27 protein-coding genes are annotated in these 24,809 nt (G+C 67.0%); 12 read left to right on the top strand and 15 right to left on the bottom strand.

Annotation, left to right across the window (positions count from 1 at the left end; genetic code table 11):
• Positions 1-406: 406 nt before the first annotated feature.
• A complete protein-coding gene (locus OG558_RS39940) occupies positions 407-916 on the bottom strand; it encodes a hypothetical protein (protein WP_405067665.1) in 510 nt (169 codons plus the stop codon).
• A gap of 266 nt (positions 917-1,182) precedes the next feature.
• On the opposite strand from OG558_RS39940, the gene OG558_RS39935 reads away from it, so the two are divergent.
• Positions 1,183-2,058 carry a tyrosine-type recombinase/integrase gene (locus OG558_RS39935; protein ID WP_405067664.1) on the top strand — a complete coding sequence of 292 codons (876 nt, stop codon included), beginning with the start codon at positions 1,183-1,185 and terminating at the stop codon, positions 2,056-2,058.
• A gap of 53 nt (positions 2,059-2,111) precedes the next feature.
• On the opposite strand, the gene OG558_RS39930 is transcribed toward OG558_RS39935, so the two are convergent.
• Positions 2,112-2,375, bottom strand: a complete 264-nt coding sequence (locus tag OG558_RS39930) for a hypothetical protein (RefSeq protein WP_405067663.1) — start codon at positions 2,373-2,375, stop codon at positions 2,112-2,114.
• Between the two features lie 118 nt (positions 2,376-2,493).
• Between OG558_RS39930 and OG558_RS39925 the strand changes: the two genes are divergently transcribed.
• Together OG558_RS39925 and OG558_RS39920 are read left to right on the top strand one after the other, a co-directional pair.
• Positions 2,494-2,874 (top strand): hypothetical protein, encoded by a 381-nt coding sequence (locus tag OG558_RS39925; RefSeq protein ID WP_405067662.1) that lies wholly within the window; start codon positions 2,494-2,496, stop codon positions 2,872-2,874.
• 87 nt (positions 2,875-2,961) lie between these two features.
• Positions 2,962-3,201 (top strand): hypothetical protein, encoded by a 240-nt coding sequence (locus tag OG558_RS39920; protein ID WP_405065343.1) that lies wholly within the window; start codon positions 2,962-2,964, stop codon positions 3,199-3,201.
• Positions 3,202-3,282: 81 nt separating this feature from the next.
• Here the strand turns inward: OG558_RS39920 and OG558_RS39915 are convergent, their stop codons facing one another.
• From OG558_RS39915 to OG558_RS39900, 4 genes are all read right to left on the bottom strand, one after another.
• Positions 3,283-3,867 (bottom strand): DUF4291 domain-containing protein, encoded by a 585-nt coding sequence (locus tag OG558_RS39915; RefSeq protein WP_405067661.1) that lies wholly within the window; start codon positions 3,865-3,867, stop codon positions 3,283-3,285.
• Complete coding sequence (locus tag OG558_RS39910; RefSeq protein ID WP_405067660.1) at positions 3,852-4,391, bottom strand: hypothetical protein; 540 nt, start codon at positions 4,389-4,391, stop codon at positions 3,852-3,854. The genes OG558_RS39915 and OG558_RS39910 overlap by 16 nt, the downstream gene beginning before the upstream one ends.
• 926 nt (positions 4,392-5,317) lie before the next feature.
• Positions 5,318-5,857 (bottom strand): META domain-containing protein, encoded by a 540-nt coding sequence (locus OG558_RS39905; RefSeq protein WP_405067659.1) that lies wholly within the window; start codon positions 5,855-5,857, stop codon positions 5,318-5,320.
• A 50-nt stretch (positions 5,858-5,907) separates the two neighbouring features.
• Positions 5,908-6,408, bottom strand: coding sequence for a SigE family RNA polymerase sigma factor (locus OG558_RS39900; RefSeq protein ID WP_405067658.1), 501 nt, complete (start codon positions 6,406-6,408; stop codon positions 5,908-5,910).
• Between the two features lie 262 nt (positions 6,409-6,670).
• Here OG558_RS39900 and OG558_RS39895 point away from each other — a divergent pair, with 262 nt between their 5' ends.
• The gene (locus OG558_RS39895) at positions 6,671-7,189 is read left to right on the top strand and encodes an NUDIX hydrolase (protein ID WP_405067657.1); all 519 of its coding nucleotides are present in this window, start codon (positions 6,671-6,673) and stop codon (positions 7,187-7,189) included.
• A 416-nt stretch (positions 7,190-7,605) separates the two neighbouring features.
• Here the strand turns inward: OG558_RS39895 and OG558_RS39890 are convergent, their stop codons facing one another.
• On the bottom strand, positions 7,606-8,643 hold the full coding sequence (locus tag OG558_RS39890) for a hypothetical protein (protein ID WP_405067656.1): 1,038 nt from the start codon (positions 8,641-8,643) through the stop codon (positions 7,606-7,608).
• 78 nt (positions 8,644-8,721) lie between these two features.
• Here OG558_RS39890 and OG558_RS39885 point away from each other — a divergent pair, with 78 nt between their 5' ends.
• Positions 8,722-9,342, top strand: coding sequence for a TetR/AcrR family transcriptional regulator (locus tag OG558_RS39885; RefSeq protein WP_405067655.1), 621 nt, complete (start codon positions 8,722-8,724; stop codon positions 9,340-9,342).
• Positions 9,343-9,348: 6 nt separating this feature from the next.
• On the opposite strand, the gene OG558_RS39880 is transcribed toward OG558_RS39885, so the two are convergent.
• Positions 9,349-9,564: a tyrosine-type recombinase/integrase gene (locus OG558_RS39880; protein ID WP_405072277.1), complete on the bottom strand. Its 216-nt coding sequence runs from the start codon at positions 9,562-9,564 to the stop codon at positions 9,349-9,351.
• 204 nt (positions 9,565-9,768) lie between these two features.
• Here OG558_RS39880 and OG558_RS39875 point away from each other — a divergent pair, with 204 nt between their 5' ends.
• Positions 9,769-10,410 carry a class I SAM-dependent methyltransferase gene (locus tag OG558_RS39875; protein ID WP_405067654.1) on the top strand — a complete coding sequence of 214 codons (642 nt, stop codon included), beginning with the start codon at positions 9,769-9,771 and terminating at the stop codon, positions 10,408-10,410.
• Positions 10,411-11,109: 699 nt separating this feature from the next.
• Positions 11,110-11,748, top strand: coding sequence for a hypothetical protein (locus tag OG558_RS39870; RefSeq protein ID WP_405067653.1), 639 nt, complete (start codon positions 11,110-11,112; stop codon positions 11,746-11,748).
• A gap of 186 nt (positions 11,749-11,934) precedes the next feature.
• Here the strand turns inward: OG558_RS39870 and OG558_RS39865 are convergent, their stop codons facing one another.
• Complete coding sequence (locus tag OG558_RS39865) at positions 11,935-13,656, bottom strand: CocE/NonD family hydrolase (RefSeq protein ID WP_405067652.1); 1,722 nt, start codon at positions 13,654-13,656, stop codon at positions 11,935-11,937.
• A gap of 134 nt (positions 13,657-13,790) precedes the next feature.
• On the opposite strand from OG558_RS39865, the gene OG558_RS39860 reads away from it, so the two are divergent.
• Both OG558_RS39860 and OG558_RS39855 read left to right on the top strand, forming a co-directional pair.
• Positions 13,791-14,690: a LysR family transcriptional regulator gene (locus OG558_RS39860; RefSeq protein WP_405067651.1), complete on the top strand. Its 900-nt coding sequence runs from the start codon at positions 13,791-13,793 to the stop codon at positions 14,688-14,690.
• Between the two features lie 132 nt (positions 14,691-14,822).
• The gene (locus tag OG558_RS39855) at positions 14,823-16,082 is read left to right on the top strand and encodes an MFS transporter (RefSeq protein ID WP_405067650.1); all 1,260 of its coding nucleotides are present in this window, start codon (positions 14,823-14,825) and stop codon (positions 16,080-16,082) included.
• Between the two features lie 275 nt (positions 16,083-16,357).
• Here the strand turns inward: OG558_RS39855 and OG558_RS39850 are convergent, their stop codons facing one another.
• The 3 genes from OG558_RS39850 to OG558_RS39840 all read right to left on the bottom strand — a co-directional run bounded on the left by OG558_RS39850 (position 16,358) and on the right by OG558_RS39840 (position 18,165).
• The gene (locus tag OG558_RS39850; protein ID WP_405067649.1) at positions 16,358-16,945 is read right to left on the bottom strand and encodes a TetR/AcrR family transcriptional regulator; all 588 of its coding nucleotides are present in this window, start codon (positions 16,943-16,945) and stop codon (positions 16,358-16,360) included.
• A gap of 82 nt (positions 16,946-17,027) precedes the next feature.
• Positions 17,028-17,261 carry a hypothetical protein gene (locus OG558_RS39845; protein ID WP_405067648.1) on the bottom strand — a complete coding sequence of 78 codons (234 nt, stop codon included), beginning with the start codon at positions 17,259-17,261 and terminating at the stop codon, positions 17,028-17,030.
• A gap of 61 nt (positions 17,262-17,322) precedes the next feature.
• On the bottom strand, positions 17,323-18,165 hold the full coding sequence (locus OG558_RS39840; protein ID WP_405067647.1) for an alpha/beta fold hydrolase: 843 nt from the start codon (positions 18,163-18,165) through the stop codon (positions 17,323-17,325).
• Between the two features lie 127 nt (positions 18,166-18,292).
• Between OG558_RS39840 and OG558_RS39835 the strand changes: the two genes are divergently transcribed.
• Together OG558_RS39835 and OG558_RS39830 are read left to right on the top strand one after the other, a co-directional pair.
• Positions 18,293-19,885 (top strand): FAD-dependent monooxygenase, encoded by a 1,593-nt coding sequence (locus OG558_RS39835; RefSeq protein ID WP_405067646.1) that lies wholly within the window; start codon positions 18,293-18,295, stop codon positions 19,883-19,885.
• 190 nt (positions 19,886-20,075) lie between these two features.
• Positions 20,076-21,143 carry an alpha/beta fold hydrolase gene (locus OG558_RS39830; RefSeq protein WP_405067645.1) on the top strand — a complete coding sequence of 356 codons (1,068 nt, stop codon included), beginning with the start codon at positions 20,076-20,078 and terminating at the stop codon, positions 21,141-21,143.
• Here OG558_RS39830 and OG558_RS39825 read toward each other — a convergent pair.
• The 3 genes from OG558_RS39825 to OG558_RS39815 are packed head-to-tail and all read right to left on the bottom strand — an operon-like array spanning position 21,112 to position 24,010.
• The gene (locus tag OG558_RS39825) at positions 21,112-22,113 is read right to left on the bottom strand and encodes an LLM class flavin-dependent oxidoreductase (RefSeq protein ID WP_405067644.1); all 1,002 of its coding nucleotides are present in this window, start codon (positions 22,111-22,113) and stop codon (positions 21,112-21,114) included. The genes OG558_RS39830 and OG558_RS39825 overlap by 32 nt on opposite strands.
• A 32-nt stretch (positions 22,114-22,145) precedes the next feature.
• Positions 22,146-22,928 carry a methyltransferase family protein gene (locus OG558_RS39820; protein ID WP_405067643.1) on the bottom strand — a complete coding sequence of 261 codons (783 nt, stop codon included), beginning with the start codon at positions 22,926-22,928 and terminating at the stop codon, positions 22,146-22,148.
• A 44-nt stretch (positions 22,929-22,972) separates the two neighbouring features.
• Complete coding sequence (locus OG558_RS39815) at positions 22,973-24,010, bottom strand: alpha/beta fold hydrolase (protein WP_405067642.1); 1,038 nt, start codon at positions 24,008-24,010, stop codon at positions 22,973-22,975.
• Positions 24,011-24,024: 14 nt separating this feature from the next.
• Between OG558_RS39815 and OG558_RS39810 the strand changes: the two genes are divergently transcribed.
• Entirely contained in the window at positions 24,025-24,732 is a 708-nt protein-coding gene (locus OG558_RS39810) for an alpha/beta fold hydrolase (RefSeq protein WP_405067641.1), read from the top strand.
• Positions 24,733-24,809: the final 77 nt, after the last annotated feature.

Here is a 24,809-nt window from a genome sequence, read left to right as displayed (position 1 = left end):
CCGAGGCGGTACCCCCGGACGGACAAGGTGACTCCGACACCCGCAAGCGTGGCAGCGCCGACCTGGTGCAGGACGCCTGTAGCTCCGAACCACCATTCGATGCCAAAACCCGACGGGCAGGACGCCGGGAAGCATGTTGGCGAGGCGGGTAATCAGCAACGGGCGAAGCTCCACGACACCGATCGTGACACCTCCGGTTCGCCGCGCCCACTGCCTGCGCTGACTGACACCGGCATGCCGTCCACGTGCCCTGGGTAGTGGTCGCTTGCGGGGTGGGATCTAGGCGTGGGGGCACCTCCTCTACGGCGGCCGGGCCGCCGGGCCGCCCGGCCAACGCACGCTCATGCCGAATTGAGGACGTTCGTTGATGCGAGAAGGACTCAGCGTGAGCGTTCGGCGCGCCGGGTCAATCGTCGTAGAGCGAGTAATCCGTTGCGCTCGGCTTCGCGTCGTCGACACCGATCGCCAGTAGGTCGGCCGGGCTGAACGTCAGTTCCGCGCGGTCGCCGAGCATCGCCGTGACGAGCGCGTCGAGCATCTCCAGGTGGGTCTCCCGCGACTCGGCTGTGAGGGCATCGATGCGCTGGCTGGCCACCATGACACGCTGGCCGTCCGACCCTGCTTCGTCGATCTTGCGGACCAGGAGGCCCGCCTCCAGGAAACCGGACCACGGAGTGCGCAGGGCGAGAAACGAGTCGGCCGTCGCGGAAAACAAGCTGAACAGCACCCGGTCGTTGAAGGTGCCGATGCCTTCCGGATGCTGGTGCAGGCCGAAGAGTTGCTGAAGCCCGTCGAGCATCGCTGCGTAGTGCGCCTTCAGCGCCGCGTTGAAGGTCGACGACTCGGGATAGTAACCACCGAATCCCCGATCCTGCGCGCCGAGGTAGACGCGGACGAGGTCACGCCGGTTGTACAACGGTCCTCCTACGATGGATCCCGAACGCTACCTCGTCCGCCGTCCGCCGTCCGCCGTCCGCCGGGGATGCCTGCGGTGCGACCGGACACACCATCTATTCGCCCCATTGCGCCCCGCTCCTCCAGCACGAAACCGGCCGGCCCAAACGCGCGCATCTGCCGCAGATGGTGAATGTGTGAGCGGTTGACGCGACTGGCACGTCCTTGGGCACTGGGGGAATGGAGATCTCACAGCCAGAGCCGGCCGTTTCCGGTGTCGTTGTCGTCATGTCTCGCGTCCTGCGGTTAGCTGTCGCTGCCTACTTGGCTCGGTTCAAGGGCCAGTCCCGCATCCACACCGACTCCGACCTGCGGGGCTATCTGGTGTGGTGCGAGCGGCGGGGCCTGGACCCGCTGGCGGCCGGTCGGCCACACATTGAGCTCTATGTCCGTTGGTTACAAGAGGTGCGCCGGTACCAGCCGTCGACGGTGTCGCGCCGGTTGTCGGTCGTTGCAGGCTTCTACCGGACCTGCGTGATTGACGGCGTTCTCGAGCACTCCCCGGCCGAATTCGTGCGCCGCCCCCACGTACCGGCCCAATCCCCGACGCTCGGGTTGAGTCACCTGCAGTTCGAGGCCATGTTGACCGCCGCCAGGCAATCACCCAACCGGTTCGACTTCGCCCTGGTCACCATGCTCGGCCTGCTCGGGCTGCGGATCTTCGAGGCCACCGGCAGCGACATCGAAGACCTCGGCGAACAACACGGCCACCGAGTCCTCCGCGTGCACGGCAAGGGCGACAAGATCGCCCTGGTGCCGCTTCCCCCAGCCGTGAGCCGGGCCATCGAGCGCGCCATTGACGAGCGCACCGCCGGACCGATCCTGCTGACCTCGCGCGGCACCCGGATGGACCGGCACTGCGCGACCCGCCGACTGCGACACCTCGCTGACCGTGCCGGGGTTAGGCTGCCGCGGATGCACCCACACATGCTCAGGCACACCTTCGTCACCACCATGCTCGACGCCGGCGTCGACCTGCGGGACGTACAAATCGCCGCCCGCCACGCCGACCCACGAACCACCATGCGCTACGACCGAGCCCGCAACAACCTCGACCGCCACCCCAATTACATCCTCGCCGCCTACATGGCCTCCGCAACCTGACAGAACCCTCCGGCCGCCATCCGAGCTCACTCACATGCCGATGTGCGGACAGCCTAGGGACTCGCGCTGAAGATGGGTTCGGCGTTGGTGAGGACGCGGACCATCTCTGGAACTTGGTTTGCGGGGAGTTTAGTGAACAGGATGGTCTCGAGTTCGTTCACGAAGGCCCTGAGTTGGCGTTCCGCCTCGCGGTCCAGGGGCAGGAGGAGGTATGTGAGTCTCTCGAACTCACCCGGGACACGAACCGGCGGCACGGTGCCGGACGTCAATGCCTCCGTGAGTTCAATGAGGTCTCTCGTCACATCCGCGTTCGTCATAACGACATCTTCACCGACGACGGCGCCGGCGCACGTCCGCTCATGCCGCTGTTGGTGAGTGCTCCAGGACGGCCGTGTCCCGGCAGCGGTGCGAGCTCGGCAATGTGATCATGGGCTCGTGGGCCAGAAGAAGTCGCGACAGTTCGATGAGATCAGCGCCCGTGGTGACGGTGATCCGGAATCCAGCGGCGGTTGGCTGACGTGGCCACGGCCGCTACATGACCGCGAGTGGGTCGACGTCGACGGGAGTGCCTGGCGGATGCGCGGCGGCCCGCTGGATGCCAAGCAGGCCAGACGGCTCATGAAGCGCCCAGACGTCCATATCGTGCGCGCCTACGAGCTCAATGTGGCCGAGGTGCGCGGCGCCGAGCGCGATGCCTTACTGGCACGCGTGGAAGAGTTCTTTGCCGGGAACGCGCCTCCCTATAGCGAGTTCGAACTAGGCGACTTCCGCGATCAGAACCACCGGGTCACGCTCATGGTTCAGGAGAGCTGCTGACACCAACGTCCTCATCTGCCGGCGAGAGTGATTCGATGTCATACCGATGAGCGGAGATATGAACCATGGGCCTGAAACACTCCGACGGTGACTGACGAGCGACCGTCCTCCGCGGATCCGGGTTGGACCATCCGGCACTTCTCGCAGTCGAACCCGTCCGGAAGCGGCTCTGGTGACGTAGCAGCGCTGCTGCGCAGGGTCGCCGATACCCTGGACTCGCTCGGCGATGTTCAGGTGGAGGACCTGACTTTCAAGTCGAACGTTACTGCCGATGAGGACGACCTGATCATCACCGTCTACTACGAAGCTGCACCGCGCCGGCGTTAGTCAACGGATCTTGGCGGATCTGCCGCATTCCGCGCGCTCATGCCGATGACAGGGCGTCGGTGCGGACGCGGCGTACGACCTCTACATGGTCGCCGAGATGCGCTCCGCGACGGTGACCGGTAGCGGATAGGGGCGTTCGTCGGGAAGATGGTCGAGGCCGTGGCGGCGACGTTCTAGCGTGTCGGTGACGTCCTCGATGCTGCGGACCCACTTGGTGGCGTAGCGGGTGACGGCCGACCCAGACAACCCGACCTGGAGCGACCGGTAGGGCAGGGGTTGGCCGCTCAATGTGCGCTCGGGATCCCACTGGACGCGCACCGGGCAGTCCGCGAGCGCGCGCCGCCAGGTGTCGCGGTCCGGGTAGAGCGTGGGGTCGAAGTGGCTCAGGCACGACTCAGCCAACGCGTCCTCGAACCCGGTCCGGCTCATCCGAATTGCGAGCACGCGCTCCTGACCCGGTTTCGACGCCCAGCCACAGCGGTACATCATCCACAGGAACGACGGCTTGATCCACGTCATCCGGTTCATGCTGAACGGTGCGACGAACGTGCCAGCGGCGAGAGCGGCGTCGGCGATCTCGTGGCCGTATGCCTGGTAGACGACGATCGAGTCGGCGTCGAATACCGCGCGCACCTGCCGGGCCGGTGGGGTCACTGGCGCATCCATCTCGCCAGGTCCTCCACAGACGCTGCAGCAGGCGGCACTCGGGCGAAGAACGATCCGGACCGCCACTCCCGCGCGCCGGTCTCCGGGTCGCGGATCCACTCGCCTTCGACCCAGTCGACCAGATCCATTAGGTGCCGGGACCGGGCGAACTCGGCCGTCACGGCGACCCCCTGCGGGATCAGAAAGACCGAGTCGATGTAGCAGTGCGCATCGAAGTTGACGTTCTTCGCGCGCCACACCAGTGGAGCGTCCTCGACGTGGCCAATCATGAACAGCAGCCAGCAGCAGGCCAGCAGCACGTCGCCGCCGCCTGAGTCTGCATCACCGACCGCGGCGATCTCGTGGCGGGTCAGCTCACGGATCAGGGGCGCGTCGGCCGGAGTGAAGCTCGACAGCAGCGCGGCGACCAGTGCCGGGCGGTCCACCTCGTCGGCGGTGCTCCGTCTGCCATGCCCGAAGGCCCGAGCTACGTCGGCGTCCGACATCACCCTCGCGTCCAGCAACAGCTCCAAGCCCGATGTCACGGTCTCAGCCTTTCAGGTGCCGGGCAACGTGGCCAAAGCACATACAAATGAGTGCCAGCGGCACTATAGCGACGCCTCAACGGAGCCACGCCGAACGCCAGCCAAACCACGCCGACGGTAGACGCACGCACATGCCGCGATCCGCGCGACTGCCCATGACCGGACGAGTCGTGCGGACACCTGGATAATCGCCCCATGGCGAAGTGGCTCTGTCCGTGCGGCAACCAGATCAGGTCCAGCGGCGCGATCCCAAACCCGCAGGAGTGGCACCTTCTTTCTGACGCCGGTCTAAGCGAACTCTTCGACGATCACGTTCAGGACGTCAGCCCCGAAGACGTCGAAAGGCGAAGCCGATACGCGTACAGATGCGATCAGTGCGGACGACTTCACGTCTTCTGGGACGGCCTTGGCGAGTGGCCGCCGACCATCTACTCACCGGAGAGCACCTGAACCGACTCCCTGGGCCAACCACCGCGGATGCCGCGCTTCGCACGTCCGGATCTGCCGCTGTCCGCGCTGCAGCGCTGATTTCTCTGCCCCGCAACGTCCGCATCTGCCGCGATCCGCGCTCCGATTGTCGCGCATCAGTCAAACGGAGGTAGCCCCCCGGTCTCCCTGCCGAATTCGCTCCTATGGATCAAGCGAGCGCCTTCGGCGCCCCGCTTCTCTGCACGACCACCGATCCACGCGAGACCACCTAGCATCGTCCGACGACCTGGCGGCGCACCGACCGGCGAGTCCCGTCCCCTGACGCCCGATTGTCCGGGCAGCCCGGCACGCGTCAAGGTCGACCTTCGGCCGTCGCAAGCGATCGAGCAAACCGCTCGACCCTTGATCCGCACCGTGCTGACCTTGGTCTGGCAGCTATCAAGGCGACGGGGCAAGTGTGGCGACCCAATGATCGGGGTGCCGCGTCAAGCGAGCAGTCACACCCGCTCGTAGGTTCCGAGCCGTTGTCCACCAGCCGCGTAGAAGGTGAGCGAGCGGCCGTCGATCGCGAACCGAGCTGCCCGTTCAAGCACCTCTGAATTAGGGACGGTGATGAGGTCGGGACAGCCGATCAGGGTCTGAGCGCTATTGGCAGTGCTGATCGATCCGTCGTCGCTGGCGCTGTAGGTTCCGCTGATCGCGTTGCACCCGTCCGAACCCCGCCATCGCCCATCGCTCGTGAACGTAATGTTCGGCGCGCGGCCGGCCGGCAGCGCGGGGGGTGGAAGGGCAGAGTTGTCGAACCCGACGATGTCGACCGGCCGCCAGTTGCCAATCAGTGCACCGGTCTGCGTCTGCGTCGATGCCGACGTGCTGGGTGTCGACACGCCCGCGGTCTCGGTCCCCGAGGGCGCGGTGATGGCAATGGCGACTCCGACCGCAGCCATTGTCACCGCAGCGACGCCGGATGCCAGCCAGGTCCGGCGGCGACGAACGGGCTTGGCCGCTCGGCTGACGAGGTCCTCGACCACCGGCACCCGCTCACCTGCTTCGATCATCGTGGCGCGAAGCTCGCGCTCAAGGTCTGTCATGGTCGTCGCTGGCTCCCTTCACTAATCGCCGGATCGTGCGCCGCTCTCAGCGCGGCGAGTGCCCTGCTCACAGTCGCCCGTGCTGTGGAATCCTTGATCCCGAGCACGGCCGCGATCGAGGCATGGTCGAGATCCTCGTAGTAGCGCAGGACGAGTACCGTCCGCTCCCGGGGCGATAGTTCCGCCAGCGCGCGCCACATCGCGTCGTGCTCCGCCACTGCCAACGCCGGATCAGGCTCCGAGTGGGCAGACTCAGCCATCACCAGAGGGGCTTCGCGGGAGGAACTACGTCGGGCCGCCGACACATGCGCGTTGACCAACACCCGTCGGACGTAGGCGTGCGGATCGTCCATGCGCCGAACGCGCCGCCAGTGTTGATGGGTGTGCATCAGAGCGGTCTGTGCCAGGTCCTCGGCGCGGTAACGGTCGCCCGACAGGACGTAGCCCAGCCGCACGAGCTGCTGCCCACGCACGGCCACGTACTCGTCGAACTCCACATCCGACTCCCAACTATGGGGTTGTCCTACCCCTTGAACGCTCCAGCGCCACAAAACGCTGCATCAGATCAGATCGTCGCGCGTGCACACCGCGTGCCCTTATGAGCGCACACCAACGGGCTCGACTGGTCACTCACGGAGAGGAACCGACCGGGCCCCACGCTCGGCGAGCTACCGCTCAACCAGGCGGAGCCACCTGGACCGCCTTCGCAAGGCAGTGACCGGCTTGCGGCCTGGCCGCTGGCGCCCTGATCATCTGCCTATGAACGAGACGCCTGCCACGGCGAGGCTAAGACGTGCCGTCCGGGCGGTCATCCTGGCCGATGACGACCGTGTTCTGCTGTGCCGCTTCAGCTTCCCGCATCCGGCTGTACCGACGGGCGCAACGGTTGTATGGGCGGCCCCCGGCGGCGGCATCGAGCCCGGTGAACTGCCGCTGGCGGCACTGCGCCGGGAGCTGCACGAGGAGACAGGGCTTGTCATTGACGCTGACCCGCCTCACGTCTGGCACCAGGAGGTCGCCGCTCCCGGCCATGCGGACGGCTACGACGGGGTGGTCAACGACTACTTCCTCGTCCGCACCACGCGCTTTGATCCCCGCGGCGCGCTGTCCGATGACGACCTCGCCGCCGAGCACATCAGCGGGATGCGATGGTGGCGGCACGCAGACATCGCTGAATACGGCGGAACCGACCTGTTCTCACCCCGTGACATCGCCACACCGCTGGCGAGGCTGATCGCCGGTGACATCCCCGGCACGCCAATAATGCTCGGCCTGTAATCTCCCTGGGCACCTATAGGTCCGCTGTATCCGCCAGACGCACCAAAGAGACGAGGCTGCTGGACAATCAGGCGAATCTCCGCGCGCGGCGTGCAGGTCCGACGAGCATCGGGAGACTCAGCACAGATGATCGTGCAGCAGCGCCTGCTCTACCGCCGTAGCGCCTGCAGAACTATCCACGCTTGGCGGAGAGTACAACGTCCGCTTCTGCCGCGATCCGTGCACGCAACCGCGGTGTCTTCGACACGGCGGGCCAGTTGGCGCTTGTGCGCGGAGAACGTGAGCAGATGTCGCTCGCACCGGTCGATCGGGTTGGACAGGCGGGTGAGTGTCGACTGCTTGGTCGAGTGTGACGAATCGTGGATCTCGTCTGGGTACGCGATCCGTGGAGCGCTGACCGATCGTTGGTGCGCCCTCTATCTGATGTGGAAGACGTGGACCAGGTGTGGTGTATCGGCCAGGGTGTGAGGTGCAAATGCGTGGTAGGCCCAGACGTGGACCCAGGCGTTGCCGGTTCGTACCGTGAGTACGGTCTTGAACATTCCCGGTGCGAAGTAGGTCAGGATCAGGAAGACCACCGACAGGGCGGCATTTCCTGGTGAGTCGAAGATCGTCCACGCGTCCCAGACGTGCAGCGCCGTATAGGTGAGTCCACCGAGGATGACCGTGGCGGCGGTCGAGCCGGTGAGCAGAAGGAAGCGTGGCACCAAGATCGCGTAGATGAAGACCATGGCGGGCAGTACGGCGCCGGCGAGGTACAGCGTGAAGGTCAGGGGAGCACCCAGCAGGATCTGACGGGCGGTGAGGTCGAAGATCTCGGGCTCGAGCGCGGCGATCTGGACGAGTGATTCGACGCCGAGGATCACGCCGATGAGTAGGGCGTCGGCGCGGCGGTTGCCGGAGCGGAGGTTGAGCGCCTCGGCCGAGTACCGGCGTCGGAAGTAAAGGAGGGGAACCACCGCGTAGATGACCAGGTTGAAGCCGGCCCAGGTGACGGCCTCCGCGGGGCTGACATGCTCGTGGGTTCCGTAGATCGAGCCCGCGAGGTGGAGGCCGAAGGGATGCCATCCGAGGAGTCGGGCAAGGGCGAAGCCGAGGCCCAGCGCGCCTGCCGCGTAGAGGAGCAGGAACAGCGTTTCGCGGGCGGCCACCGATCGCCGCGGTGCACGGCTGGCGAGGTCAGGCACGGCCCGTTTGCGGGAGACCCAGTAGGTGAGTGCGGTGAGCAGCAGCACCTCGACGAGGACGAGGTTGGCGTCCACCACGCGACCGAGCGGTGTCCGCGCTGCGGCGTTCGGCCAGTCGAACGGCAACGTGTCTCGCGCCACAGCAAGAGCCAGTCCGTTGCAGGCCACCCAGCCCACGGCGGCAAGGCGGACGCTGCGCCGGCGGAGCAACGCGCGGAGGCCAGGGCGGTGCGCGGGGTGCGCTTCGGGCTCGTTGACGAGCGTCATGGTGGGGTCTCCAACACGTTTGGTAGCACGACTGTGCTACTAAACGGAACGCTAGCACGACTGTGCTATAAAGGGCCAGTGCCCAAGGTTGTGGATCCGGTGGAGCGCCGCCGCGAGCTCGTCGGGGCAGTACTGCGGGTGGTACGCCGCGACGGCCTGGAGCAGGCCTCGGTACGCAACGTCGCGCGTGAGGCGGGGCTGTCCATGGGATCGCTGCGCCACTACTTCGTGAGTCAGTCCGAGCTGATGGTCTTCGCGTTCCGGACAGTCATCGACCGGATCGAGGCACGCCTCGCGAGGCTGGAGCCCGAGCCCGACCCGAGGCGACGAGCCGAGCGCGTGTTGGCTGAGCTGCTCCCGCTCGATGACGACCGGCGCGCCGAGAATGAGGTCTGGTTGGCCTTCACATCCCGGGCCATGGTCGACCCGTCGCTTCGGGCCCTGCGTGACGAGGGATACGACGCGCTCCAGGCCGGCTGTCGAGCGATACTCGCCGACCTCTCCGCAGCCGGTCTCGCCTCGACCGACGTTCGGGCTGAGGCTGAGCGGCTGCACGCCTGGCTCGACGGCCTCGCCGTGCACGCGGCCATGCGACCAGACCTCTACATCGCCGATAAATTGACAGCCGCCATCACCTACCACCTCGACATGCTCGCAACCGAAGCAGCCGCTGCCCCGCGGAACAGGCGGCCGCGTTGAACCCTGCTACGTCGGCGCCGTGCAGCGGGTGGTCTCGCCGACGACGGACCGCGCTGGTGCGGGATGCGCGTAGACCTGCGTCGAGGCCGGGGTGGCAGGTCCCAGCAGTGCCTGTGCCTCGTCCAAGGTGCCGCCGGCATCAAGCACGTTGCTCGCGAAGGCGTGGCGCAGTATGTGCGGATGCACCGGCCCGCTCCAGTCCGGCTCGGCGCGACAGCGCAGCCAGCAGTTCGGTCAGCGCTCCTGGTCGCATCGGCGCACCCAGCGGTTCCCGGAACAGGTTCACCAGCCTGAACTCACAGGCCGCGGCGGCTGACACCTGTTGTCGTTCCCAGCAGTAGGCGTCCTGGGCCTGCACGACCAAGAAAGTCCAGCGGCACGATCGCAAGGACCGACGCGACCGCGCCATTCGCTGATACTGGGGGCATGGACGACTGTTGTGATCCGAAGGGATATCAGGCGGTGTTCTCGTCGCGGTTCGCGCGGCGGGTGGCGAAGCGGTACTCCAAGCGTGGCCTGAGTCCGGCGGCGTCGCGGATGGTCGGGTTCGTGAGCGAGCACGGCCTCAAGGGGGCCACGGTGCTGGAGATCGGCGGTGGCGTCGGGGAACTGCAGGTCGAACTGCTCCGCCGCGGCGCGGCGCGGGTCACCAACCTGGAGATCTCCACCAGCTACGAGGCCGAGGCCAGGGCGCTGCTGGAGCGGTTGGGTCTGACCGAGCGGGTCACGCGGGGCTTCGGCGATATCGCTACCTCACCGGAGCTGGCCGAACCGGCCGACGTGGTCGTGATGCATCGGGTGGTTTGTTGCTATCCGGACTACCAACTGCTGCTGTCTGTCGCGGCGAACCACGCTCGCCGGCTGCTCGTCTACAGCCACCCCGCGGACAACGTCGTGGCCAAGGCGATCATCGGGTCCGAGAACCTCGTGCGCCGGCTGCAGCGCAATCCGTTCCGCGCGTTCGTCCATCCACCCGACGCGATGGTCGCCGCCGCGGAAGGCGACGGCCTGCGCACGGAGTACCGGCATCGGGCCAAGGACTGGCAGGTCGTCGGGCTCGTGCGCTGACGGTAGACCCGGAGCCATCAATCCGGGTCCACCGCCAGCTGATTCAGTTCACTGACTGAGCTTGGTGATCCGGGTGTATCAGATCCCCAGGCTCGTCCGGGTGCACACCTCGCGGCCGCGGGCCGGCCAGATCATGTCCCTAGCCAGCACTGATAGCCGTGCGTATAGCCCGTTGAATAGCCAGCGGCATAGGCGGCGGCCCGCGATATCTGCTGGCGCGCCTGTCCGGCCGGGATGCGGACCGTGCGCTCAGTTGGACGACGGCCGGGCTCACCACGGCGCCGGGCCCGGCGCCGGCCGAACGGCGGCCACGCCAGAGGTCGTGCAACACGTCGAGGACTTGCCGATGAAGGTCTCTGTTTTCTGTTGTGGACGCTCTAGGTTCGCAGTGTCCACGACACAGCGGGAGCCACGCGAGTGCAGCGGTGGCTGGTCGCGATGCCGGTGAGGAGTCGTGGACCCCAACATCACCGTAGGCACCGACGGCAAGCTGACCGTCACCCTCACCCCAATGCGGTCACCCGACATCCAAAATCAGCTGGTTGATGATCGCCCAGACGTGCTAGCCGACGCTGTCGAGAGCTGCTCGGGTATCTCGTGGGTAGTTGCCTTTGGCATCAGATCAACCTCTGCCTCCGCCAGGGCGTCTGACAAGTGTGCCTGGCTACAAGGCTAGGCGCTTGGAAGGGGGAATCACCGATGAATCGTCTTCGCACTCTCGCCTGCGTCGTGGCAGTCGGAGCCGCCGGCACCTTGCCGGCGGCCGCACTGCCCAGCCAAGCGGCCGTCACGACGGCCTCAACGACAACCGTTGCTGCCAGCAGCAACCTCCACGCGCTCGATGCGAGCAAGCTCCGGTACGTCCGCCGGTGCTGGGGATACGTGGGGTATCCGAACGCCGGCTGCGAGGTGTCCGCCGCCGTCCCGAAGATCTGGAAGATGACCAGGCTCAGCACCTACCACGCCCGCTTCGACGACCGGTCGAGGACCTGGATGGTGCGGATCAACGGCGGTCTGGGCGGCAAGCAGAGCAGCTCGACGGCGGCCCTGAGCAAGCAGCGGAGCCTGCGCGGGGTGCCCGGCCTGAGGATCGTGTCCCGCGTGACCAGCACAGAGGTCTACGCGCCCGGGCCCAATCCCAGCACCACGGTCAAGGTCACCACACTCACCTACACCTACCGCAGCTATCGCGGCACCCGCTGGGTGGCCACCCGGTACGTCGAGTTGTGGGGCCCGCGCGCCTACGTCGAGATCACGGTGGCGGGTCGCCAGAAGGACCAGGCAGGCCTGAAGACCGTTCTGGCGAAGGCAACCCGGACCATCGCGCTAGCAGGTTGACCCAGCCCTCACAAGGTCCGCAAGACTGGAGGCGGGCGGCCGCTTGGGCGTGAGCGTTGCCAAGGCCGCCCGCCATACCAGCTGACGCGGGAGGTCAGCTCTGGTACACCCAGGCAGGTAGGTCGGCGATGCTGTCGAGGATGGCGTGGGGACGCCAGTCTCTGACGACGACGCAGCCCGGCGGTGTCACACAGCGCTGCGGCTGGTCGCCGGGATGATCGGCAGGAGCAGCGAGGACGTGTGTTGCCCGCCGGTGAAGAGGGTGGTGGTGCCGCCGAAGACCGTGTGTGGACGGGCGCGTTCGTCGGTGTGGACGAAGATGCCGTTGCCGCGCATACGAACGCCGTATGCTTCCGGCCACGGACCTTCGCCGGGAAACGCGAAGTCGCGGCCGCACAATGTGACGCCGAGCCGGTATCCGGAGGGGATGATCACCGAGGTGGGCCAGATCTCGATGTCGACGCCGACCGGCTCGCCGGGCGTGAGCGGCTGCGACTCGGTGTAGGTCTGCCAAGGCCGGTACGGCGTGCTGAGCGCTGGGTCGGTCGAGCGAAGCGAGGCGCGTAGCCAGCCGAACGCGATAGCGCCCTCGGGATCCATTGCACCGGGAAAGGTGACGTCCTGTCCGTTCGGGTCCTGCACCCGCAGTACGAGGAACAGGTCGGCGTCTGTGGTGCTGGAGGCAACGGTCAGGTGCGCGGAGGCAGGTCCGGTGATCTCGGTTTCCACGATCAACGGGTCCGTCCACAACGTGACTCCGTCGCCGAGTGCGGCGAAGTCGACGCTGGTCGCGGACCGCGGCGGCGTGGTGTCGAGTTGGCGGCGGTCGACGTCGAGGTGGAATGTTGTCCACGTAGTCCGGGCCAGTGGCCACTCGTTCTCGGCGCGCTGCGCGAACGTGCCGTCCACCCTGCGCAGGTTGAGGTACACCGGTGGCTGATCGCGCCAGCCGGTGTCCTCGTCCTTGAGGAAGTGGCCGAAGAACCGTTTCTGCAGCCGCAGGCCGTAGTCGGTGTAGAACTCGACCCAATGCTGCTGCCCGTGGACCTCGAGCCACTTCTGGCCGGCCGGGATCGTGTTGTAGCCCTCGAACCCGCCGCGGGTATGCAGGTGGTGGCCCCAGTTCGTGGCGGACAGCGTGGGCACGGTGATCCGGGTGAGATCGGCCGACCGGTCCCGGTAGTAGTCGTCCAGAATTGGGCGGGCAAGCATATCGGCGACCACGTCCGCCCGGCTCTTCTCGAGCACGTCCGGATCGAGCGTTTCCGGGCCGGCCACCGGCACCCCGGTGACTGGATTGCGTGCACCGCGGTCGCCGACGCCGTGCTGCATCGCCTCCACCTGCGGCGGAAACCACTGGCTGAGGAAGTCGCTGGGAATACCGCCGTGGTGGGTGAACTCCCGGTAGTAGTCGGTCGCACCCTCCCACGGACAGATCGCTGCGAGGTGCGGCGGTTGAAGTGCGGCAACCTGCCATTGATTGACGGCGTAGTACGAGATCCCGAGCAGGCCGACCTTGCCGTTGCTCCACTGCTGCACTCCGGCCCACTCGATGCAGGTGTAATAGTCGCGGGCCTCGCGCGGCGAGAAGATGTCGACATACCCGGGGGATCGGCCGGAGCCGCGGGCGTCGACACGGATGACGACGTACCCGTCGGGGACCCACTTCTCGGGATCGACGGTCTCCCAGTTCTGGTAGCGGTTGGACGAGCCGTCGAGCGCGTCGGGATGCTCGGCCTCCAGGTTCGACCACGCGAACCTGAACGCCTGCTGGAACGACAGTCCCTTCGCATACGGCCCGTGGGTCATGATGACCGGATAACGGCCGTCCGTGTCGGGCCGGAAGATATCGGCCCGCAGGACCACGCCGTCGTCCATGGTGATCGGCACATCCCAATCGATGCGCATCAAGTTCTCCTTACGTAGGTGTCGGCAGTGCTGGGTGCCACTACCAATGAACCGCGGCCGGAGCGGCTCTGACAGGGGTACCGCCGCAGCGGCCTCAGATACTCTCGATCCGCTCAGCAGATGGAGGTTCAGGCATGGAGTTGCGCCAGCTACGCCATTTCATCGCGCTCGCGGAGGAGCGCAGCGTGACCGCCGCGGCCCGTCGGGAGCTGATCGTGCAATCCGGACTGTCGAACTCTCTGCAGGCCCTGGAACGCGAGCTGGGCACCGAGCTCTACCTCCGCGGCACCCGGCCGGTGCGGCTCACCGCCACCGGAGAGGCTCTCTTGGCGCCGGCCCGCGAGGCGTTGCGCGCCGCAGAAACCGCCCGTCGCGCGGTGCAGGAGACCCGGGACGTGCTCGTGGGCCGGCTCCGCGTCGGCATCGCCCTCTCGGCGCAGTACCTCGTACCGTTCGCGGGCTACCTCGGCGCGTTCCTGCGCGACCACCCCGGCGTCGACGTCCGAATGCGCCCCGCCGCCGCGCTGGTCATGCTCGACATGGTGGAGAACGGCGAGCTCGACTGCGCCATCGGACCGGCCTTGGAGCAACGCGGACGGTTGCGTCTTACCTCGCTGGCCAGCGAGCCCCTCGCGCTGACCTGTCGCAGTGATCACGAACTCGTCCGCCGTGACCGTGTGACGGTCGCCGACCTCGCGGGCGAGCGCTTCGTCGACGTACCCCCGGGCTGGACCGCGCGCCTGCTGTGCGATGCCCTGTTCGCCGGGGCCGGACTTACCCGGCGGATCGTCGCGGAGGTCGGCGACTGGGAGGTCCTGCTGGAGATGATTGCCGCCGGCGCCGGTATCGGATTCACCCCGGTGGGACTGCAGTACAGGGTTCTGACCGATCCCGACAGCCCGCTGCGTCACCTCCGAGTGGACGGCGCCCAGATGGATCGCCACCTCTACCTGATCCTGCCGCCGCACGCCGAGACCAGTCCTGCGGCCGCCGCGTTCGCGGCCGGCATGCTGGCCCGGCACGGCGCCGGCTGAGGGCTCCGGCCTCGGGATCTCCAGGAGAGATGGAAGCCATCTCATCCAGGCCCACAAAGTCTGGCATCGGCCTTCGCGAGCAGGCGGTTCTCATCGAGTGGAAGCATCATCCGCTTGCGAGAGGTTTTGGAAATGAGTACAGCTACACGTTCGTCCCGTGTCGCGGTTGCCAGCACTCGGCGACATCTGGCCGGTTTCTGGTTCGTGGCTGCCGCGTTCCTGACGTTGATGGCGTTCGGTACCGTCCCCACCCCACTGTGGCCGATCTATCAGGTCCGGGATCACTTCGGCGCGACGACGGTGACGATCGCCTTTGCGGTGCTGGTCGTCGGCACCGGCTCCAGTTTCCGGCTGCTCGGTCACCTGTCCGATCGGCTCGGCCGCCGCCGGGTGATCGTTCCTGGACTGCTGGTCGCGATTGCTGCCGATGCGGTGCTGGCCTTCTGGCCTGATTTGCCTGGCCTGATCGTCGGCCGGGTGCTGACGGGTGTGGCGATCGGTCTGATCGCGTCGACAGCGACCGCCTATCTCGCGGATCTGTACCACGAGGCGCGGCCCGAGCGGGACGGATCACCTGTTCCCGCACTGGTCGCGACCGCCGTCAATCTCGGTGGTCTCGCACTAGGCCCGCTGGCAGCGGGAGTACTGGCCCAGTGGGCGCCGTCACCCTTGCGTACGCCGTACATCATCTTCGGAGCGTTGATGGCGGGGCTTCTCGTGCTCGTGTTGGCCAGCCCCGAGACCATCGACACCGCTGCGGCGGATCAGGACCGGCCGGTGCGCTTTGCGCTGCGTCCAGGTCAGGGCGCAGCCTTCGGGGCAGCAGCAGCCGTCGGGTTCTTCGCGTTCGCGGTGATGGGGTTGTTCTCGTCGCTGGGCGTCATCATCGTGCGCAGCGAGTTGGGCATCACGTCATACTTCGTCGCCGGCCTGGCGCCGTTCGCCGCCTTCGCCGCGTCAGCCGTCGCGCAGCTCGCGCTCGGTAGGCTCGCCCAGTCGACGGTGCTCTTGATCGGCGGGCTGCTGTTCCCGATCGGGCTGGCCCTGACCGCGGTGTCGCTCTACCAGCCGACGCTCTGGCTGGCGCTCACGTCTGCGGCTCTTGCCGGCGGTGGCGCGGGGCTCCTCATCAAGAGCGGTGTGACTCAGGCCGCGATCGCCGCCGTACCGGCTTCGCGGGCCGGCGTGCTCGCGATGTTCTTCATCATCGCGTACGTCGGCATGGGGCTGCCGTCGATCGCGTTCAGCCTGGTCATCCAGCATGTCGCGCTCCGGCCGTCGATGATCGGTTTCGCCAGTGTGCTGTCGGTCGGCGCATTCATCGCCATCGTCATCGCTCGCCGATCAGCCGCCGTCGCCGGGTCCGGCCGACCGGGGGTGCAGAGCCGATAGACCTGGCCAGCTGGTGACGAGGCAGCAGATGTGGCCGATCCTCGACGTCGGGGTGCAACTCCATCTGCTGCCTCTCGCAATGCTGACGCAGGGTCCGTTCTGGTCAGCGGCGTCGATGGGCTGTACTCAGCCCATCGACGGGACCGGCCGAGCGGGCAGCGGACGTCGTCGGTGCCGTACAGGACGAGTGTTGGCGTCCGGACCTGGTCGAGAGCACCAGCGGCCACCAGTTCGTGAAGACCACGATCTGAACCTGTGCCGACCGCTGCGAGGGATCACTCTCGCCGTTCGTCCGGGATCGAATCCAGGGCTGTCGTGAGGACGGCGTCGAGTATCGCCTGGGCCTGGTCACCTGAGGGGAGGGCCCGTGCGATCGTGATGGCGCCTACGATCGAGGCGACGAGGGTCCAGGCCTGCTGCACCTGTTCCTCCTCGTCGCCGGGCATGGCGGGGGCGATGGTGGCGATCACGTCGACCATCCGGCGGCGATATGTCTCGCGGACGGAGTCGCCCGCCCGTGCCACGTCCGCGCTCAGTGACGGCATCACACAGCCGTCTGCGGGGTTCTCGCGGTGCAGGTCGCTGAGGTAGACGCGGAGAACGTCGCCGAGCAGGCGTCGTCGTACGGCCGGCTCCTGGTCGGCGAGACCGGCGAACTCGATACCCAACTGCGTGGCCACGACCTCTTCGAGGACGGCTTCCTTGTTGGCGAAGTTGGAGTAGAGGGCCCCTGAGGTGACCTGGGCCGACGCGGCCAGGCCGTCGACCCCCACGCCGTGGAAGCCGTTCTCCTTGAGCGTTCGCCCCGCCTCCTGCACGATCGCGGCCTTGGCCTGCGCTCTGTGCTCCTTCGTGTACCTCATCCCCGGCCTCCTTCCTGTCTCCGGGCGCTCGGACTTTAGCGTAGCGCTCGCTATATAACGAGCGCTACGCCGAGTACGTCGATCACGGGCGTCCGGGTGAAGGCGGTAGAACGGTGTCGTGCTCCGAGAGCAACCCGAGCATGCGCACGTCGATGCGCTCAGGTCCCCAGGGCTGGACCTGGACGCCGGGCTGCGGCTCGTCGCCGCCCTCCACGAACATTGCCTCCGCGCCACCGGGTGTGTAGATGAACACGAGCGTGGCGGGACGGATGCCCGGGTTGTTGAAGCGGTGGACATTGCCGCGCAGCAGAAACACCACATCACCGGTCGACGCGGTAAAGGTCTCGTCGCCGGGTTGCAGTACCCGGGCGACGCGTTCAGTGGCGCAGGAATCCCAAGGTCTGCTGCACGAAAAGGGCGTGGTACTGGAAGATGCCGCCGTGCCCGGAATCGGGGTAGATGCTCAGCTGGGCGTCAGGGAGTAGCTGTGCCAGCTCGAAGGAATTGATCGTCGGCAGCATGATGTCCTCGTCGCCGTTCACGACCAGGACGGGCTGCGCGACGGTCGCGAGTCCGGCGGGTGAGGTGCCCTGCTCCCACTTGGCGAGCGCGGTGAGCTGGGCGCCGATCGACTCGTTCGTCACTGGCGTGTCCCGATCCTGCAGGGTGCGCTCGTCGAGGCGGCCCAGGAAGGCGTCGGCGGCTGCCTGACTGGTCGGCGTAGGCGAGAAGAACAGGATGTGCTTGGGGTGCTTGCCCTGGTTCGACGCCTGCTGAATGGCACTCTGGAGCACGGGTCCAGCGCTCGCACCTCCCTTGCCCCCGGCGGGGCCGGTTCCGGCCAGAACGAGGCGCCGGACGAGGTCTGGACGCTGCTGGGCGACGACCTGGGCGACCATGCCGCCCAGGGAGAAGCCCAGCAGGTCGACTGTGCCCAGTCCGAGGGCCTCGAGGAACGCCACGGCGTCCTCGGCCATGGCCTCGACGTTGTCGGGGGTCGTACCTCCGGATCGGCCGACGCCGCGGTTGTCGAAGGCGATCACGTGGCGCTCTGAGGCGATGCCATCGATCACGGCAGGGTCCCAGTCGTCCAGCCCGGCCGTGAGGTGGTGCAGGAATACGAGCGGGACGCCGCCGTCGGCGCCCACCTGCCGATACGCGAAGGGGACTCCGTCGACATCCACAGTCATGGTCGGCGTGTCCTTGTAGCTCACTGTCATTGCTCTTCACTCTCCGACTTGTGCCGCGTCGGGGCGGCATGCCCAGCGTCGTAGGATAACGATCGCTATATAACGAACGCTATCCTATGTGAGAGGCGTACACCAACCGGAGAGCGAAGGGCCACAGATGCGAGACACCGACGAGCGCGAAGTCACCGGTTCCACGAAGATCCAGGTACTGGTAGTCGGAGCCGGGCCCGTGGGGCTGGTCGCCGCCTGTGATCTGGCGCGCAGGGGGATCGCGGTGCGTGTCATCGACGCCGCCGACGGATCGTTGTCGGGTTCGCGCGCTAAAGGGCTGCAGCCCCGCAGCCTCGAAGTGCTCGATGACCTCGGAGTGGTCGGACGGATCATGGCGTCTGGACGCTCCCGAACGCCGATACGCAAGTACAAGGGCACGACCGTCCTGGGAACGAGCGAGGTGAACCCTGATGCCCAGGAACCGAGCTGCTCCACCCCCTACACCCGCACCATGCTGATCCCGCAGTGGCGCGTGGAGGAGGTGCTGCGCGAGCGGCTCGGAGAACTGGGCGTGGCCGTGGAGTACGGGTCGCGGCTTGTGGGACTGGAGCAGGACGGCGAATTCGCCCATGTCACCATCCAGAACGCGGGCGGGCGTGAGAACGTCTCCGTCCCCTATGTCGTGGGCAGCGACGGGGCGTCCAGTGAGGTGCGAAAGCTCGTCGGCGTCGGTCTTCTGGGGCAGACGGACGAGACAGTCAGAATGCTTACCGGCGATGTCGAACTGAGCGGCCTGGACCGCGACTTCTGGCACTGGTGGCCCAGCCCCGACGGGAAGCTCCTGGCGCTGTGCCCGCTGGCGTCCACGGACACCTTCCAGATCCAGATCGGTGTGTCCCCCGATGCCGCGGAGGAGTTCTCGCGGGAGGAGATTCAGAGCCTGATCGACCAGCGGAGCGAGCGAAACGACATCCGCGTCCGGCGCGTTGTGTCCCAGTCCGTCTGGCGTTTCAACGTGCGGATGGTCGACCGGTACAGGGTGGGCCGGGTCTTCCTCGCCGGTGACTCGGCCCATGTCCACTCGCCGGCAGGAGGACTAGGAATGAACACCGGTATCCAGGACGCATACAACCTCGGCTGGAAGATCGCTCACGTGCTAGGTGGAGCCCCTGAAGCCCTCCTGGATACCTACGAGGAGGAACGGCTCCCCATCGCCGCCGACATTCTCAGTCTCTCCTCGAAGCTCATCTCCGAACGCCTCAAAGGGGGCGTGCCGAGTGAGGCGCGAAGCACGGACACCTTGCAACTGACTTTGAACTACCCCGCGAGCGCGCTCAACGACGGCCCCGTGCGGTCTGATGCGGTCGTGAACCCGGGGGATCGCGCACCGGACTCGCTGGTCCAGGCAGCTGACGGCACCACCGCTCGGTTCTTCGACCTCTTCCGGGGTCAGCACCTGACCGCGCTCGCCTTCGGGCCGCAGAGCCGCAAGATCGCCCAGGTGCTCGCCGAACGCTTTCCCCGGGAACTGCGGACGTTCGCTGTCCTACCGCCCGATTCTCCCAACGCCGACCTGGATGCGAGTTCGGTGATCGACCACGCGGGCCACGCTCATCGCGATTACGGCATTGACGGCGACACTCTTCTGATCGTGCGGCCTGACGGTTACGTCGGCATGCGTGTCACCGACCCGGACCAAGTCCGCGCCTTGGACTACCTCGGGCGAATGCTGCCTTCAGGAAGACCAGTCGGCTGCTGAAACCACCCGGATTTGCTGCGATCTCGTTCATCGGGAAGGTGGCACTCATGCCAAACGCCGAGCCGGCTGAGGTGGATCTCCAGGAGAGATGGAAGCCATCTCATCCAGGCCCACCAAGTCTGGTATCGGCCTTCGCGAGCAGGCGGTTCTCATCGAGTGGAAGCACCATCCGCTTGCGAGAGGTTTGGAAATGAATACAGCTACACGGTCGTCTCGTCTCGCGCACCTGACAAGCGTGCGTGCACTCGCCATCGTCATCGCGGCGGTCGCCGGCATCGCCGGGCTGCTCATCACGTCCGGACCGGGGGCGTCCGCCCAAGCCGGACCCGCTCGCGCTCGATCCGCCCCGGGCGGCGCTGCCCTTACGGCCCAGCGCGCCTGCTCACTCAACCCGTCACCCCCGGCCGGCTTCATCGAGCGCAAAGTCAAAGTCAACGGCATCGGCATCAACTACGTGCGCGGCGGTCACGGGCCTACCCTGCTCCTGCTGCACGGCTACCCGCAGACCTGGTTCACGTGGGACCACATCCTGCCCGCGCTCGCCCAGCACTACACGGTCGTCGCGCCCGACCTGCCCGGCGCCGGGCTGAGCGATGCTCCCGCCTCCTCCGCCGCCTATACGAAGAAGGCGATGGCCGCCGACATCTACGCGCTCATGGTCAAGCTCGGCCTCAGCCGCGACATCAGGGTCGTCGGCCATGACATCGGCACCACGGTCGCTTATCCGTACGCCGCCGCCCATCCCGGTGACGTCGTGAAACTCGTGCTCAGTGAAGCCCCGATCCCGGACCCGACCATCTACACGTTCCCCTCGCTGACTCCGAACGGCCCCGGGCTGTGGTGGTTCGGCCTGTTCGCCGAGAAAGACGGCCTGGCCGAGGACTTGATGGCCGGCCGGGAGCGGCAGTGGGTGACCGACTTCATGCCGACGAGCGAGGTGGTCAAGGGCGCCCTCACCGCATGCGACATGGACATCTACGCCCACTTCCTCGCGCAACCCGGACACTTGCGAGCGAGCATCGCGTGGTTCGCCACCCTGCCGCAAGACGTCAAGGACAACGCCATCTACCAGCAGACCAAGCTCAGCATGCCGGTCCTCGCCATCGGTGCCTCGGGCAACCTTGGTAGCCGTGAGGCCACTTGGGTCCGTGGGTACGCCACCAACGTGACCGGGGTGGTCGTCCCGAACTCCGGGCACTGGCTCTACCAGGAACACCCCGCCGAGCTCACCAGGATCCTCCTGCAGTTCCTGGGATAACCGGCGCTCGGGCGGCTGCCGCTGCAACCACCGGCAGCCGCCCGTCGAGGTCGGTGAGCTGTCTGTGGATCTCGCTGGCCATTGTGATCACCGTGTCGGGGTCGTCGCCACAGGGGATGAGGTTGAAGGTTGTGCATCCGGCCTCGACATAAGGACCGAGGAAGTCGGTTACCTCCGCAGCGGAGCCGAATGGCGAGTACCGCTCGAACTTGTCGAATGGCAGCCGGTAGGTGGCCTGCATCGCATCAGCGACGGCGGATCTGGCACGGTCGCGCCTCGGGGCCAGTCCGCACCAGACGTTGAGTCCGTGCGAGAACGCTGCGGTCTCGCGGCCGATTTCCGTTGCCAGGGCGGCGATGGCTGCCGTTGCTGCCGCAAACCGGGTGGGTGAGATCCAGATCCCGAGCCAGCCGTCGCCCAGGCGCGCGGCGCGGTCGAGTGCTGCTCCCGATCTGCCTCCGACGATCAGCGGGGCGGGCTTGGTCGGGATCGGCCGTACGAGCGCGTCGTCGACGGTGAAGTGGTCGCCGTGGAACGTCACCTGATCGCCGGCGATCAGGTGGCGCAAGACCGTCAGTGATTCGTCCATCCGCTTGCCTCGGGTCACCGGATCGACGCCGCAGACAGCGACCTCGTGGCGGTCCTCGCCGCCTATGCCGACGCCTAGGGTGAGCTTGCCCGGCGCCAGTTCGGCGAGGTCGCTGAGTTGGCGGGCCACCGGAACCGGGTGGCGCAGCGGCAGCAGATACAAGCCGACGTAGACGCCGAGGTCGGGGCGGCATCCCAGTGACGCGGCGGCCTGGATCAGGCCGTCAATGCCGAAGCCTCCATGAAAGCTGATGTGGTCGCCGAACACGACGTGGTCCAGCCCGGCGTCGGCGATGCCGATCAGTGCCTCGCGCCGCTGCGTGCCCGTGAGCAGACGGCCTCCTATCGCCGGGATCGCCGTACCGACGCGGATACTGCTCACGGGGCGCTCGGTCGATCCGTTCGGTGACATTGTCATGACAGGCCTGCCTTCGTCTCGCTTCGGGGCACCGCGTACGCCGATCGCGGGTGGCGGGGCACGAACCGGGGCACGCGCTGCGCGTACTCGCCGTACAAGTCGCCGAGTTGCCGGTGCAGGTCGCGCTCCTCGAACCGGACCCCGACGGCGATGTATGCCGATGCAGCGACCGCGAACAGCAGGTGCCCAGTGGTCATCGACGGGGTTGCCCAGAAGGCGACCAGCAGCCCCAGCATCATCGGATGTCGCAGCCACGCGTACATCCAGCGCTCCGCGAAGGACGGCGAGGTGTAGCGTCCGCGCCGCGCCCAGCCGCCCTGGCGCAGGCCCACGAAGTCGAGATGATCGATCATGAAGGTCGAGCTGAGTGCGATCACCCAACCCACAGCGCAGATCCCCCACAACAACGCAATCCACGGCTGCGCATCGACCCGCCAGATCGAGCCAGGTAGTCCACGCCACTGCCAGAACGTCAGGCCGAGGCACAGGCTCGTTGACAGTACGTACGTACTGCGCTCAAGCGCAGCAGGCACGACTCGCGCAATCCGCCGCTTCACGCCGGCGCGGGCCATCACGGAGTGCTGGAGCGCGAACACCAACAGCAGGGCCGAATCGACAAGCACCGCCCGCCAGGCCGGCCCTGTCTGGGCGCGGTCGATGACGGGGACCAGTCGCACGTTGCCGAGGAACGCGATCGCCCACGCCGCAGTCAACGCGAACGCAAGATAGGCGAACGCAGAGTAGACGCGCGAGGCCACGCCGGTCGAGTAGCTAGTCACGTCCCCAGCATCAGTGACGCCGAGATCGTCTGTCAGCAGTGGAACTACCGCACTTCGTCAGGGCCTGAACGACCGCCGGCGACGACCCAGGCTGCGATCTGGGACCGCGACCGGAAACCCAGCCGAGCCCGGATGCGCTCCACGTGCGACTCCGCCGAGCGCTCGCTGATGCCGAGCCGGCCGGCGATGTCCCTGTTCGTGAGCCCCTGGGCGACCAATTGCGCCACCTCGTACTGGCGTCGTGTCACCGACGTGCCGGGAACAGATCGCAGCGGTGAGAGGCCGAGGAAGCCTCGCATGGCTTGCACGATGGCGTCCAGGTCGCCGATGTACGGAAGGTGATCGCGGCCGGTCAGCACCTCCAATCGCGCGCCCGGGATTCCGGCGGCGAGCAACCGAGCCTGCTCCAGCGGCGCCGCCCGGTCATGGTCGCGATGCAACACGAGCGTCGGGGCCTGAACGTTCGCGAGCAGATCGGTGATGTCGAGGTCATATGCGAGGGCGAGCATCGCGCGCGCAGTCTGGGGCGTCGTGGCCTCGCGTTGGTATCGGACGAACGCCGCTCTGGTCGCGGCGTCGGCGTCGGGGGCGAAGATGTCGGCCAGCACATCCGAACCAAGGCCCCAATGCTCCGCGATCAATCCGAGGACATGCTCACGGACCTGCACAGCCGCGATGTCGGCTCCGCGTACCCACCCCCCGTAGAGGACCAACCGCGAGACGCGAGCCGGATGCCCCGCCGTCCACGCGGCGGCCACCGCGGCACCCAATGACGCACCGAACAGATCGAATCGCGAAGCGCCGACCGCCCGGACGACAGCATCGAGTGTCTCGAGCTCCAGTTCCATCGACGGAACACGCTCCGCGCCCCCCGACAGCCCGCAGCCCACCTTGTCGTAACGGACCACCGTCCGCCCCTGCGCCAAGGACTCGTACAAGGCACGCTCCGGCGGCATCGCCCAACTCAGCTCCAGATGGGTAAGCCATCCCGGCGCATGCACCAGAACCGGCCCACGCCCCACTACGGCATACGCCACCCGCGAGCCATCGGTCAGCCTCGTCGTAGCGATCCGCTGCTCCACAACCTCATTCTGCCGTGGCTCGTGACCATGCGTGGGCCGACGCTACTGGCTTCGACGCCGAGATCCGCGCTCTGCAAGACCGCGGGTATTCGGCTATCGGGTTCGGCAACCCGCTTCGCGATCTTGCCGGCGACGCCGCCTACCTGGCCGACTTCCTGCGGACCCTGAGTGGGCCTATCGTGCTCGTCGGCCATTCGTACGGCGGCAATGTGATCTCCACCGCCGCCATCGGCAACGAGCAGGTCAAGGCGCTCGTCTACCTCAACGGCTGGATGTGCGACGTCGGCGAGAGCCAGCAGGAGCTCCTCGAGAGGTTCGAAGGCAGCCTTGTGGGGCCCTCGATCCGGCCCGTTCCGTTCACCAACCCTGATGGGAGCGAGGGCGCCGACCTCTACCTTGCCCCCGAGGCCTTCCGAGAAGCCTTCGCCGCCGACGTCGATCCTGCGACGGCCGCAGTGATGGCTGCGGCACAGCGGCCCTACGCGGCCGCGGCGTTCGCAGCTACGCCGTCGGCCCCGCCCGCGTGGAACACACTGCCGTGCTGGTATTTGCTGGGCACCGAGGACAAGGCCATCCTGCCGGAGCTGCAGCGGTTCATGGCCGGGCGAGCGAACGCAACGATCGTGGAGGTGGCGGCTTCGCACGTCTCGTTCGTGTCCCAGCCCGAGGCCGCGACCCAACTCATCTTGCAGGCCGCCGAAGCGACAGCCGCAGCTGGCTGAACGGTCTTGACGTATCGGCGGCCGACGGCGGCTCACCCCAGTCGACTTGAACTGCGAGAACGGGTGAGGAGCCCTGA

Source organism: Kribbella sp. NBC_01510 (genome assembly GCF_045040325.1).
Classification (GTDB): Bacteria; Actinomycetota; Actinomycetes; order Propionibacteriales; family Kribbellaceae; genus Kribbella.
The sequence above is the reverse complement of the archived record's forward strand: the minus strand, read 5'-3'. Positions and strand labels throughout refer to the sequence as shown.